This is a genomic window from Streptomyces sp. NPDC048185, assembly GCF_043202495.1.
Lineage (GTDB): Bacteria > Actinomycetota > Actinomycetes > Streptomycetales > Streptomycetaceae > Streptomyces.
Map to the genome: position 1 here is coordinate 1,300,600 of NZ_JBIDAN010000001.1, position 12,383 is coordinate 1,312,982.

At 72.0% G+C, this 12,383-nt stretch carries 9 protein-coding genes; 4 read left to right on the forward strand and 5 right to left on the reverse strand.

Annotated elements, in window-relative coordinates:
- Window positions 1-55: 55 nt before the first annotated feature.
- Window positions 56-1,609 (forward strand): hypothetical protein, encoded by a 1,554-nt coding sequence (locus ACGF3H_RS05750; RefSeq protein WP_362497399.1) that lies wholly within the window; start codon window positions 56-58, stop codon window positions 1,607-1,609.
- Between the two features lie 25 nt (window positions 1,610-1,634).
- Here the strand turns inward: ACGF3H_RS05750 and ACGF3H_RS05755 are convergent, their stop codons facing one another.
- Window positions 1,635-2,048 carry an organic hydroperoxide resistance protein gene (locus ACGF3H_RS05755; protein ID WP_362497401.1) on the reverse strand — a complete coding sequence of 138 codons (414 nt, stop codon included), beginning with the start codon at window positions 2,046-2,048 and terminating at the stop codon, window positions 1,635-1,637.
- A gap of 101 nt (window positions 2,049-2,149) precedes the next feature.
- On the opposite strand from ACGF3H_RS05755, the gene ACGF3H_RS05760 reads away from it, so the two are divergent.
- On the forward strand, window positions 2,150-2,620 hold the full coding sequence (locus tag ACGF3H_RS05760; protein WP_362497404.1) for a MarR family transcriptional regulator: 471 nt from the start codon (window positions 2,150-2,152) through the stop codon (window positions 2,618-2,620).
- 132 nt (window positions 2,621-2,752) lie between these two features.
- On the opposite strand, the gene ACGF3H_RS05765 is transcribed toward ACGF3H_RS05760, so the two are convergent.
- Window positions 2,753-3,397, reverse strand: coding sequence for a TetR/AcrR family transcriptional regulator (locus tag ACGF3H_RS05765; protein WP_362497406.1), 645 nt, complete (start codon window positions 3,395-3,397; stop codon window positions 2,753-2,755).
- Window positions 3,398-3,570: 173 nt separating this feature from the next.
- Here ACGF3H_RS05765 and ACGF3H_RS05770 point away from each other — a divergent pair, with 173 nt between their 5' ends.
- Window positions 3,571-4,500, forward strand: a complete 930-nt coding sequence (locus ACGF3H_RS05770; protein ID WP_362497409.1) for an ABC transporter permease — start codon at window positions 3,571-3,573, stop codon at window positions 4,498-4,500.
- On the forward strand, window positions 4,493-5,296 hold the full coding sequence (locus ACGF3H_RS05775; RefSeq protein ID WP_362497412.1) for an ABC transporter ATP-binding protein: 804 nt from the start codon (window positions 4,493-4,495) through the stop codon (window positions 5,294-5,296). The genes ACGF3H_RS05770 and ACGF3H_RS05775 overlap by 8 nt, the downstream gene beginning before the upstream one ends.
- Before the next feature lie 95 nt (window positions 5,297-5,391).
- Here the strand turns inward: ACGF3H_RS05775 and ACGF3H_RS05780 are convergent, their stop codons facing one another.
- The 3 genes from ACGF3H_RS05780 to ACGF3H_RS05790 all read right to left on the reverse strand — a co-directional run bounded on the left by ACGF3H_RS05780 (window position 5,392) and on the right by ACGF3H_RS05790 (window position 12,137).
- Complete coding sequence (locus ACGF3H_RS05780; RefSeq protein WP_362497414.1) at window positions 5,392-10,344, reverse strand: NAD-glutamate dehydrogenase; 4,953 nt, start codon at window positions 10,342-10,344, stop codon at window positions 5,392-5,394.
- 519 nt (window positions 10,345-10,863) lie between these two features.
- The gene (locus tag ACGF3H_RS05785; protein ID WP_362497417.1) at window positions 10,864-11,538 is read right to left on the reverse strand and encodes an HAD family hydrolase; all 675 of its coding nucleotides are present in this window, start codon (window positions 11,536-11,538) and stop codon (window positions 10,864-10,866) included.
- A gap of 80 nt (window positions 11,539-11,618) precedes the next feature.
- Window positions 11,619-12,137: a DUF6912 family protein gene (locus ACGF3H_RS05790; protein ID WP_362497419.1), complete on the reverse strand. Its 519-nt coding sequence runs from the start codon at window positions 12,135-12,137 to the stop codon at window positions 11,619-11,621.
- Window positions 12,138-12,383: the final 246 nt, after the last annotated feature.

Sequence of the window (12,383 nt, forward strand, 5' to 3'; positions counted from 1 at the left end):
ACGGTGGCGGGAACATACGGCAAATGCCCTGGATGTCCCCCTTTCCCGTCCTCCCGTGAGCGCCGGCGTCCTCGCCCGGCGGGCCGTGCGCGGCGCGACGGCGCTGCGCGGCGGCCGCTCCTGGCGCCCCACCCCGTTCCAGGCCGCAGGCCTCCTGTTCTTCCTGGTGATGTCCCTGGCGTACTGGCGGGTGCCGCTGTGCTGCGACGCCGGCCAGCACGCGGCGGTGGTGGAACGCCTGAAGGCCGACCTCCTCCGTCCGCGCCACCCGATGGCCGACCTGCCGGGCGCGGGCAGCGCCTACTACTCGCCGTACGCGGTGACGCAGGGCCTGTTCGCCCGGCTCGCGGGGCTGGGCGGCTGGGAGGTGGTGCGGCTGGCCGGGCCGCTGAACCTGGTGGTGCTGCTGACCGGGCTGGGCCGGTTCGTGCGGGTGCTGAGCCCGCGGCCGTGGGCGCCCGTGCTGGCGCTGGGCGCGATGACGCTGCTGTGGGGCACCGAGCGGGCCTGGTGGAGCGGATACCTGGGGCTGATGTCGATGACCGGCAACCTCGGCTACCCGTCGGCCTTCGCGATCGGCCTCACCTTCTGGGCGTGGGCGCTGACGGGAACGCTGGCCCGCGACACGCACCGGGTGCGGTACGTAGGGCCCAGCGGGCTGCACGGTTTCGGCGGCTACGCGGGGCTGGGCGTCCTGTACGGGCTGATCCTGCTGGTCCACCCGATCACGGCGGTGGCGGCGGCCCTGGGCGGCGTGGCACTGGTGGCCGGGTGGCAGCGGGGCCGGCACCGGGCGGTCGTCGGACGGTGGGCGCTGACGGCTGCGGTGGCGCTGGGGGCGGCGGCCTGCTGGCCGTACTTCGACGTCTTCGCGCTGGCCGGTGACGCCAGCGTGGACGGCATGCACCGGGTCCTCTACCTGGATCTGCCCGGGGAGTTCTGGCTGGCGCTGCTCGGGCTGCCGGCGCTGTGGCTGCGCGGGCGGCGCTCGGCGCGGGATCCGCTGGTGCTGATGTTCGCGCTGGACTGCGCCGTGGTGGCGTACGGCTGGTTCAGCGGCCACTACACCTACGGCAGGATCCTCGGGCTCACGCTGGTGCCGCTGCAGTTCGCGGCGGCGATCGAGCTGGCGGCTCCCCGGCCGTGGGGGCGCCGGCGGCGGCTGCTGGGCACGGTGGTGGCCGCGGGCGCCCTGCTGGGGTTCCTCACGGTCCAGGCGGGGGCGGTGGTGCCGCGCCCGCTGGACCCGGTCGGCTTCGAGCAGCCGCCCGACTGGCCGGCGTACGCGTGGGCGGCCCGGCACATCGGGCCCGGCGAGGTGGTGATCACCGACGGCTACTACGCCGCTCACGCCATCGCCGGGTACGGGCCGAACCTGGCCGCGCCCGCCTGGCCGGACCCGTCGCTGGACGAGCGGGAGCGCAGGCGGCGCGTGGCCGACGTGAGGGCGTACCTCGCACCCGGCTCGACCCGCGCCGTGCGCACCGCCGTCGTGCGGCGCTACCACGTCCGCTGGCTGCTGCTCACGCGCTGGCACCCGGTGCCCGAGGAGGCGGTCGTGGTGGCGTGGAGCGAGCGGACGGGAGAGGTGCTGGCGCAGGTCGGGTGAGTGCGTCCCCGTTCGTCCCGGGGGACTACTCGACGACGAGCTCGACCGGGATGTTGCCGCGGGTGGCGTTGGAGTAGGGGCAGACCTGGTGCGCCTGCTCGACCAGCTTGCGGCCGGTCTCCTCGTCCACGCCCTCGGGCAGCTCGACGCGGAGGGTGACGGCGAGGCCGAAGCCCTGCCCCTCCTTGCCGATGCCGACCTCTGCGGTCACCGCGGCGTCGGTGACGTCGACCTTGGCCTGCCGGCCGACGAGACCGAGGGCGCTGCCGAAGCAGGCCGCGTACCCGGCGGCGAACAGCTGCTCCGGGTTGGTGCCCCGTCCGTCGCCGCCCATCTCGACCGGGGCGCTGAGGGCCAGGTCCAGCTTGCCGTCGGAGCTGACGGCGCGGCCGTCACGGCCGTGGGTGGCGGTGGCGGCGGCGGTGTAGAGCGTGTCCATGAGAAACCCGTCCCTCTGAGAGCTGAAGCATTTCGACGACTGAAGTAGAGCACACAATTAAGTTGTGCACAACTCAATGCTTCGAAAGCTACCCTGGATCCATGACCACGCCACCGCCCCCGCCTGCGCCCGCGACGGACTGGCTCCGCCTCGACCAGCAGATCTGCTTCTCCCTGAACGCCGCCTCGCGCGCCTTCGGCGGCGTGTACCGCGTGCTCCTCAAGGAGCTGGGACTCACCTACCCGCAGTACCTGGTGATGCTGGTGCTGTGGGAGCACGGCGAGCTGCCGGTGAAGAGGCTCGGTGAGCACCTGCGGCTCGACTCGGGCACGCTGTCGCCGCTCCTCAAGCGCCTGGAGGCGGCCGGCCTCGTCCACCGGGAGCGCAGTGCGCGGGACGAGCGGTCGGTGCGGGTGCGGCTGACGGAGGAGGGCGTCGCACTGCGCGAGCGGGCCGCCGAGGTCCCCCGCCGCATCGCCACGGCGACCGGCCTGGACCTCGCGGAGATCCAGGACCTGCGAACCCGCCTGGACCGCCTGACGACAGCACTGGACACCTACGGCCAGAGCTGAGCCGCGGGCAGGCGGGCGCGGCGGCACCCAACGACGGGCGGGCGGGCGCGGCGGCACCCCGTCACTCCGGGCCGCACACCCACCCGCCGCCAGAACGCCCCCGCCGAGGCCGGACACCAGGGAGCAGGCGCCTCACAACGCCTTGAGCCCCTCCGCCGTTGCCCGGGCCAACGCCCCCAGATACCCCTTGGGCGGCTTCCCCCCACGGACGACCACCGACCGCCAGTACAGCGGCCCCGAGATCAGATCCAGCGCCAGGTCGAAATCCAGACCCGCACCGACCTCCCCCCGCTCCACCGCCGCCGCGAGGATCTTGCTGGCGACCCCGTCCTGCCCCTCCCGCACCGTCTTCTGCAGCGCCTCCGCGATCTCCGGACTACGCGCCGCCTCCGCCTGGAGGTCCGGAATGATCTGCGAGGCCACCGGATGCCGCAGGGCCCGGGACGTCACCTCGTACAGCAGCCGCAGATCCCCCTCGAGCGACCCGGTGTCCGGCGCGGGCAGCCCCTGCACCGCGAGCGCCGACACGACGTCCAGCACCAGGTGCAGCTTGGAGCGCCACCGCCGGTACACCGCCGTCTTGCCGACCCCCGCACGGCGCGCGATCCCCTCGATGGACATCCGCGCGTAGCCGACCGCCGCGAGCTCCTCGAAGACGGCCGCCCGGATCGCCTCCGTCACGTCCTCGCGCAGCACGGCCGCCCCGGCGGGCGCACGACGGCGCGGGCGCGGCTGGGGCTCGTCGGCGGCGGCGTCGGCATCGGCGTTGGGCGTCATACGGGCCAAGCATAGGGGCGTCACGACGAAACGGTTGCGTTCCGACGCGTCCGGGGCCTACGCTCACGTCACGACGATACGGTGCCGTCCCGACGTAATGGAACGGTCGGCGTCCCGCAGGGAAACACCGGGAGTCGCCTCCGTCACCCCTCCCCCGAGCGAAAGCAGCGGATGTGAGCCAGGTCCTCGACACACCGCCCCCGACACCCGCCCCGGCCGGCACCCTCGCACCCGACGACCTCGCGGCCCTCGCCGCCCGCCACGGTCTGTCGGTCAGCGGCGCCCGCCCCTCCCTGCGCGACTACGTCCGCCAGCTGTGGGCGCGCCGGCACTTCATCGGCGCCTTCGCCACCGCCAAGCTCACCGCCCAGTACAGCCAGGCGAAGCTGGGCCAGCTGTGGCAGGTGATGACGCCGTTGCTGAACGCGGCGGTGTACTACTTCATCTTCGGCGTGCTGATGGACACCAAGCGCGGCGTGGAGGACTACGTCCCGTTCCTGGTCACGGGCGTCTTCGTGTGGACGTTCACGCAGAGCTCGATCATGGCGGGCACCCGGGCCATCTCCGGCAACCTCGGCCTGGTGCGGGCCCTGCACTTCCCGCGGGCCGCCCTGCCGGTCTCCTTCTGCCTCCAGCAGCTCCAGCAGCTGCTGTTCTCGATGGCCGCCCTGGCCGTCATCCTGCTCGCCTTCGGCGTGCCGCCCGGCGCCTCCTGGGTGCTGACGGTGCCGGTCCTCGTGCTCCAGTTCGTGTTCAACACCGGGGTCTCGATGGTCATGGCCCGGGTGGGTGCCAAGATCCCCGACATCGCGCAGCTGATGCCCTTCCTGCTGCGCACCTGGATGTACGGATCGGGCGTCATGTTCAGCATCGACCAGATGACCGGCCCCGACAGCGGGCTGCCCTCCTGGGTCGGCACCGCGCTGCAGCTCAACCCCGCCGTCGTCTACATCGACCTGATGCGCTTCGCCCTGATCGACACCTTCGACGGCAGCCACCTGCCGCCCCACGTGTGGGCGCTCGCGGTGGCCTGGGCGCTGGTCGCCGGGATCGGCGGCTTCATCTACTTCTGGAAGGCCGAGGAGACCTACGGTCGTGGCTGACAACACCGGCACCACCCAGCGGACGGACGAGCGCGTCCCCACCGTCGTCGCCGCCGGCGTCGACATCGTCTACCGGGTCAACGGGACCGGCGCCGGGCGCGGTTCCGCGACGGCCGCCCTCAACCGCATCGTGCGGCGCGACAAGGCCGAGAAGGCCGCGGGCGTGCGCCGGGTGCACGCGGTGAAGAACGTGTCCTTCGTGGCGTACCGCGGCGAGGCGATCGGGCTCATCGGCACCAACGGCTCCGGCAAGTCGACCCTGCTCAAGGCGGTCGCGGGCCTCCTCCCCGTGGAGAACGGCCGCATCTTCACGGACGGCCAGCCCTCCCTCCTCGGCGTCAACGCGGCCCTGATGAACGACCTCACCGGCGAGCGCAACGTGTACCTGGGCGGCCTGGCGATGGGCATGTCCCGCCCCCAGATAAAAGACCGGTACCAGGAGATCGTCGACTTCTCCGGCATCAACGACAAGGGCGACTTCATCACCCTGCCGATGCGCACCTACTCCTCCGGCATGGCGGCCCGGCTGCGCTTCTCCATCGCCGCCGCCAAGGACCACGACGTCCTCCTCGTCGACGAGGCCCTGGCCACCGGCGACCGCTCCTTCCAGAAGCGCTCCGAGGAACGCATCCGGGAGCTGCGCAAGCACGCCGGAACGGTGTTCCTGGTCAGCCACAGCAACAAGTCCATCCGTGACACCTGCGACCGCGTGCTCTGGCTGGAGCGGGGCGAGCTGCGCATGGACGGCCCGACGGACGAGGTGCTGAAGGAGTACGAGAAGTTCACGGCCCGGTAGACGGCCGGTGGACGACGGCACACGGAAGGCGCCCCGGGTCCGAACGACCCGGGGCGCCTTCACGTCAGCACGCGGTCTCCCGCGCGGCTACGCCGTCACGAGTGCGTACGCAGCAGCGTCCGCATCGTCCGCATCGCCACCGACAGGTTGGAGAGGTCGAAGGCGTCGGAGCCCTTGATCTCCTCCAGCGTGGTGCGCGCCCGGCTGAGGATCGCCGCGTTCTTCTGCTCCCAGAGCTTGAAGCGCTGCTCGGGCGTCGACGTGCCGTTGCCCGCCGCCAGCACGTCCGCGGTGAGCGCCGCGTGCGCCGCGTACAGGTCCTCGCGGATCGCCGCGCGGGCCATGGACTGCCAGCGGTCGGCGCGGGGCAGGTCGCTGATGCGGTCCATCAGCTGGGTGACGCCCAGCCGGTCGGCGACGTCGTAGTACACCTCGGCGACGTCCAGCGGCTCCTTGCCCATACGGTCGGCCACCGAGACGATGTCCAGCGTCGGGAAGGCCGAGGAGAACCCGGCCACCCGGGTGGCCGGCTCGTCGGGGACGCCCGCGGCGGTCAGCTCGTCGTAGATGCGCTGGTACCACTCCGCGTCCGCGCCCCGCAGCAGCTTGGGCAGCTGCGCCCAGACCTGCTCGACGCGCTCGGCGAAGAACTCCACCGTCTCGGCGAGCTGCAGCGGCTGCGGCCGGTTGTTGAGCAGCCAGCGGGTGCCACGCTCGACCAGCCGGCGCGAGTGCAGCCGGATGCGGGTCTGGACGGCGGCCTCGACCTTGGTGTCCAGGGCCTCCACCGCGTCCCACACCGGGGCGGAGCGGAAGATCGCCCGGGCCGCGGTCTGCGCCCGCACGATCTCCTCGAGCGACGCGCCCGTCTCCTCGCGCATCCGGTGCAGGTACGTCGTACCGCCCGTGTTGACCGTGTCGTTGACCAGGACCGTCGTCGTGATCTCGCGGCGCAGCGGGTGGCTGTCGACCTGGTCGAGGAACTGCTCGCGCAGCGCCGTCGGGAAGTAGGCGTGCAGCAGGCTCTTGAGGTACGGGTCGTCCGGCAGCGAGGTGTGCAGCAGCTCCTCGGCGACCGTGATCTTCGTGTACGCCAGCAGGACGGCGGTCTCCGGGCCGGTCAGGCCCTGTCCGGCGTTCAGGCGCTCGCGGATCTGGCGGTCGGTGGGCAGGAACTCCAGGGCCCGGTCCAGGCTGCCCTCGCGCACCAGGTGGCGCATGAAGCGCTGCTGGGCGTTGAGCATGTCGTTGGACTGGGCGAGCGCGTTGGCGATCGCCGTGTTCTGCGCGTAGTTGTTGCGCAGGACCAGCGCGCCGACCTCGTCGGTCATCTCGGCGAGCAGCTTGTTGCGCTGCTTGACGGTCATGTCGCCGTCCTTGACGAGACCGTTCAGCAGGATCTTGATGTTCACCTCGTGGTCGGAGGTGTCCACGCCCGCGCTGTTGTCGATGGCGTCCGTGTTGATCTTGCCGCCGTTGCGGGCGAACTCGATCCGGCCCAGCTGGGTCAGGCCCAGGTTGCCGCCCTCGCCGACGACCTGGACCCGCAGGTCGCCGCCGTCGACGCGGATGGGGTCGTTGGCCTTGTCGCCGACGTCGCCGTTGGACTCGCTGGACGCCTTGACGTACGTACCGATGCCGCCGTTCCACAGCAGGTCCACCGGGGCCGTGAGGATCGCCTTCATCAGCTCGGCCGGGGTCATCTTGGTGATGCCGGGCTCGATGCCGAGGGCCTCGCGGATGTGCGCGTTCACCGGGATCGACTTGGCCGTGCGCGGGAAGATCCCGCCGCCGGCCGAGAGCAGCGCGGTGTCGTAGTCCTCCCACGAGGAGCGCGGCAGGTCGAACAGGCGGCGGCGCTCGGCGTAGGAGGTGGCCGCGTCCGGCGTCGGGTCGATGAAGATGTGCCGGTGGTCGAAGGCGGCGACCAGGCGGATGTGCTCGCTGAGCAGCATGCCGTTGCCGAACACGTCACCGGACATGTCGCCGATGCCGACGACCGTGAAGTCCTGGCTCTGGGTGTCCACGCCCAGCTCCCGGAAGTGCCGCTTGACGGACTCCCAGGCGCCGCGGGCGGTGATGCCCATGCCCTTGTGGTCGTAGCCGGCCGAGCCGCCGGAGGCGAAGGCGTCGCCGAGCCAGAAGTTGTAGGCCTCGGCGACCTCGTTGGCGATGTCCGAGAACTTCGCGGTGCCCTTGTCGGCGGCGACGACCAGGTAGGTGTCGTCCTCGTCGTGCCGGACGACGTCCGCCGGGTGCACGACCTCGCCGGCCACCATGTTGTCGGTGATGTCGAGCAGCGCCGAGATGAACGTCCGGTAGCTGGCGATGCCCTCGGCCAGCCAGGCGTCGCGGTCCGCGTTCGGGTCGGGCAGCTGCTTGGCGACGAAGCCGCCCTTGGCGCCGACCGGCACGATGACCGTGTTCTTCACCATCTGCGCCTTGACCAGGCCGAGGATCTCGGTGCGGAAGTCCTCCCGGCGGTCGGACCAGCGCAGACCGCCGCGCGCGACCTTGCCGAACCGCAGGTGCACGCCCTCGACGCGCGGCGAGTACACCCAGATCTCGAACGCCGGGCGCGGCGCGGGCAGGTCCGGGATGGCCTGCGGGTCGAACTTCATGGAGACGTAGTCGTGCGGCTTGCCGCTGCTCGTCCTCTGGAAGAAGTTCGTCCGCAGCGTCGCCTTGATGACGGTGAGGAAGGAACGCAGGATCCGGTCCTCGTCGAGCGAGGCCACCTGGTCGAGGGCCGCATCGAGCTCCTCGAGCAGGGCGTCCACGATCTCGCGGCCCGCGCGCTGCCGCTCCGGCGACATCCGCGCCTCGAACAGGGAGACGAGCAGGCGGGTGGTGTGGACGTTGTTGCGGAGGGTGTCCTCCATGTAGTCCTGGCTGAAGGTGGAGCCGGCCTGCCGCAGGTACTTGGCGTACGCGCGCAGCACCATGGCCTGCCGCCAGGTCAGCCCGGCGCTGAGCACGAGGGCGTTGAAGCCGTCGTTCTCCGCCTGGCCGGTCCAGGTGGCGGCGAAGGCGTCCTGGAACCGCTCGCGCGCGTCGTCGCCGAGGTAGTCGCCGGCGGCGGCCTTCGGCATGCGCAGACCGAAGTCGTAGATCCAGGCCGTCGTGCGGTCCGAGCAGCGCAGCTCGTACGGGCGCTCGTCGGTGACCTCGACGCCGAGCCGGCTGAGCACCGGCAGCACCTGCGAGAGGGAGACCGAGCCGCCCTTCTGGAAGATCTTGAACCGGCGTTCCTCGGGCACGGCGCCCACCGGCTCGTACAGGCTCAGCGCGAACGTCCGGTCCGGGTCGAGCCGCTCCAGGTGGCCGAGGTCGGCGACCGCGGAGCGCGGGCCGTGGTCGGCCTTGTAGCCCTCGGGGAAGGCCGCCCCGTAGCGGCGCATGAGCTCCGCGGAGCGCTCCTCGCCGAACTCGGCGGTCAGCGCCTCGGCGAATCCGTCGGACCAGGAGCGGGCGGCCTCGACGAGGCGGGCCTCGATGCGCTCCTTGTCGGCGTCGGACAGCTCCGGCAGCTCGGTGCCCTGCGGCACGCGGACCACGAAGTGCAGCCGGGACAGGATCGACTCGGTGTTCCAGGCCGTGAAGTCGACGCTGGTGCCGCCGAGCTCCTCCTTGAGGATGTCGATGATCCGCAGCCGGACACCGGTGGTGTAGCGGTCGCGGGGGAGGTAGACGAGGGCCGAGTAGTAGCGGCCGTACTCGTCCTGGCGCAGGTAGAGCCGCAGCCGGCGGCGCTCCTGGAGGTAGAGCACGGAGGTGACGATCGGCTCCAGCTCCTCGACGGGCATCTGGAACATCTCGTCGCGCGGGTACGTCTCCAGGATCTGGAGCAGGTCCCGGCCGTCGTGGCTGTTGGGCGAGAAGCCGGCCCGGTCCAGCACCTCGTCCACCTTGCGCCGGACGACCGGGACGCGGCGGACGGACTCGGTGTAGGCGGCGGACGAGAACAGGCCGAGGAAGCGCCGCTCCCCGACGACGTTGCCCTGCTCGTCGAACTTCTTGACGCCGATGTAGTCCAGGTAGGACGGCCGGTGCACGGTGGCCCGGCTGTTCGCCTTGGTCAGCACGAGCAGCCGGTGCTCGCGGGCCTTGGCGCGGGCGTCGGCGGGCAGCCGCTCGAAGGACGGGCTGACGGGGTGGCTCTCGTCGGTCGCGTGGTGCGGGTCGGAGCGCAGGATGCCGAGGCCGGTGCCGGCCACGGCCCCGAGGGAGTCGTCACCGCGCAGCTGGTACTCGCGGTAGCCCAGGAACGTGAAGTGGTCGTCCGCCAGCCAGCGCAGCAGCTCGCGGGCCTCCTCCACCTCCTGCGGGCGCAGGTCACCGGGGGCGGGCTCGTCCGGCAGCCCCTCCGCGATGCGGACGGCCGCGTCGCGCATCTTGCCCCAGTCCTCGACGGTCTCGCGGACGTCGTTGAGGACGCGCAGCAGGTCGGCGGTGATCTGCTTCAGGTCGCCGCGGTCGGTCTCCCGGTCGATCTCGACGTGGATCCAGGACTCGACGTGCGCGTCGTGCGGCAGGCCCTCGGTGGGCGGACCGGCGAGGACCTCGACGAGCTTGCCGGTGACGTCGCGACGGACCACGAACTGCGGGTGGACGACGACGTGGATGCCGCGGCCCTGGCGGGTCAGCTCGTTGGTCACGGAGTCGACGAGGAACGGCATGTCGTCGGTGACCACTTCCACGACGGAGTGGCTGCACGTCCAGCCGTTCTCCTCCACCGTCGGCGTGTGGACCCGCACGTTCGCGGTGCCCTGCGGGCGGTTCTCGGCCAGCCGGTAGTGCGAGACGGCGGCTCCGAAGACGTCGACCGGGTCACGGTCGGCCAGGTCCTCCGGGGCGGTGTGCCGGTAGTAGCGCCGAAGGAACGCGAACACGGACGCGTGGTCCGGGGTGCCCGGGGTCCCTGGGGTGTCCGGAGAGCCCTCGTCCGTCGTCCCAGTCGGTAGGTGCCCCCCGACCGGGCTGTTCTCAGCTACCCGCGCGGCCCTCTCGAGCAGCTCGGCCTTGGCTTCGTCCAGCTTGGTCTGCATTGTCCTCTGGCTCCTGTCGCGCGCCATTGCGTGACGTAGAAGGAAGTACGGTCTCCGGCCCTCCGGCGTGGCGTCGAGACGCGGGGTGTCCGGTCTGTTCCGACGCTATGCCGCAAGGTGAGAGGAGCGGGGGCATATCAGCCAATGTCGACGCGCCCGCCGGGTGTGATGTCGCTCTCGCGGTCACCGCCCGGGGAGTGCGCGGCGCCGAACCGGGGACCTTCGATGCCCCGTCCCGCCCGCGAAGACCAGCGACCGCCGCCCGGTCACGGATGTGGTCCGTGTTCGCCGGGCGCAGAGCAGGGGCGCCGGTGCCCCCGCGAGCTATCGCGCTGATCACGCCACAAGGCTATCGCCCCCGACAGGGCATTCGTCACGAGCCGCATGTGTACAAAACAACGCCAAGAACTTGGACACACTGCACAGCCCCCAGGGCGGCACGGGTGGGCGCAGCGGCACCCCGCAGCGCCGGGCCACACGACCCGCCTCCGGTCCGCGAACGCACCGGCGCCCAAAGACCTACGCCGCGGCCGCCAACCGCTCCGCCTCCGCCACCGCCTCCCCCAACGTGTCCACGACCGGCACCCCCACCCCCACCAGACTGGCCCGACTGTGCGATCCCCCGGTGTACAGCACCGCCCGCGCCCCCACGTGCCGCGCCGCCACCGCATCGTCCGCGGCATCCCCGATGACCACCGTACGAGCGGGCTCCACCACCGACCCCAGCGCCGCCAGATGCCGCACCATGTGCTCGGCCTTGCTGCCCCCGGAGGGCCCGGTCCGCCCGTCGACCCGCAGGAAGTGCGCCTCGATCCCGAGCCCCCTCACCAGCGGGACGAGCTCCTCGTGCCCGTACATGCTGAGGATCGACTGGCTGCGCCCCGCCGCCCGCCACCCGGCGAGCAGCTCCGCCACGCCCTCGGTGAGCCCGCACCGCACCCGGTGCTCGGTGTAGTACCGGTGGAAGGTCGCGTCCATGACCTCCCACTCCGCGTCCGTCGGCAGCCGTCCCATCAGCCGCTCGTAGAACTTCGGCACCGGCACGCAGTACAGCGCCCGGTACTGCTCGAGCGTGATCGGCGTCAGCCCGAACTCGGCGAACGCCGCGTTCGTCGCCCCGATGATGGCGTCGTTGTCGTGGAACAGCGTGCCGTTCCAGTCCCAGACGATGTGCGCCCCTGTCTGCGTCCCCATGGCAGAAAACGTACCCGCCGCCACCGACAATCAAGACCCTCGCCCCGACGGGGGACGGAGGCCGCCATCGGAGGCGACCGTCAGTCGCCGGCACCGACCAGGTTCGGGATCTCCTGCGTCGCGTACCAGAGCAGCTCGTGTTCCTCGGCCCCGTCCACGGTGAACTGGGCGTCGTCGTCCCCGCCGTCCGCCGCCGCGAGGGCGTCGGCCGCGGCGGCCACGTCCGTCTCCGCGTCGGCGGAGTCGACGTGCACCGCGGCCGCCTTGGGCAGCGGTACGGCCCCGTCGACCCGCACCTCGCCCAGCGCCGCCGCGTCGGATCCCCGGTCCGGGCCGGCCGACACCGCGCCGTCGGGTACGTCCGCCGCGACCACGACCCGGCGCCGCACGGCCCCGGCGTCCGCCGCCAGCAGCCGCAGCGAGGCCAGCGCGGCCCGGCTCAGGGCGGCGTACTCCAGCTCCTCGATGTCGTCCGAGCGGACCCACTCGCGGACGGCGGGCGTGACGGCGTACGCGACGAGCGGCCCGGCCTCCCCCAGTTGCCCCGACCTGTGCGCCTCGGCGAGACCGGAAAGGGTCAGGGGGACGTAGACGCGCATGACGGGCCGCTTTCGTGGTCGGGAGTCCGGAGCACAGGAACCGGGCGGAGATCCTCCGAAGAGCCTTCAGGATACGTGTGGCGTCCCCTTTCGGGCGCCCGCCCAGGGCCCCGGACGCGTCCACTTCCCTCCCCTCGACTCACCCGATGCGCCCGCTCCGTCCCGGCCGTTCCCAGGGCCCCGGCCACTCGGATAGGTGAACCTCCGGGCGGCCCCGACCCGGCCCTCCGCTTCCTTGCCGCCGCC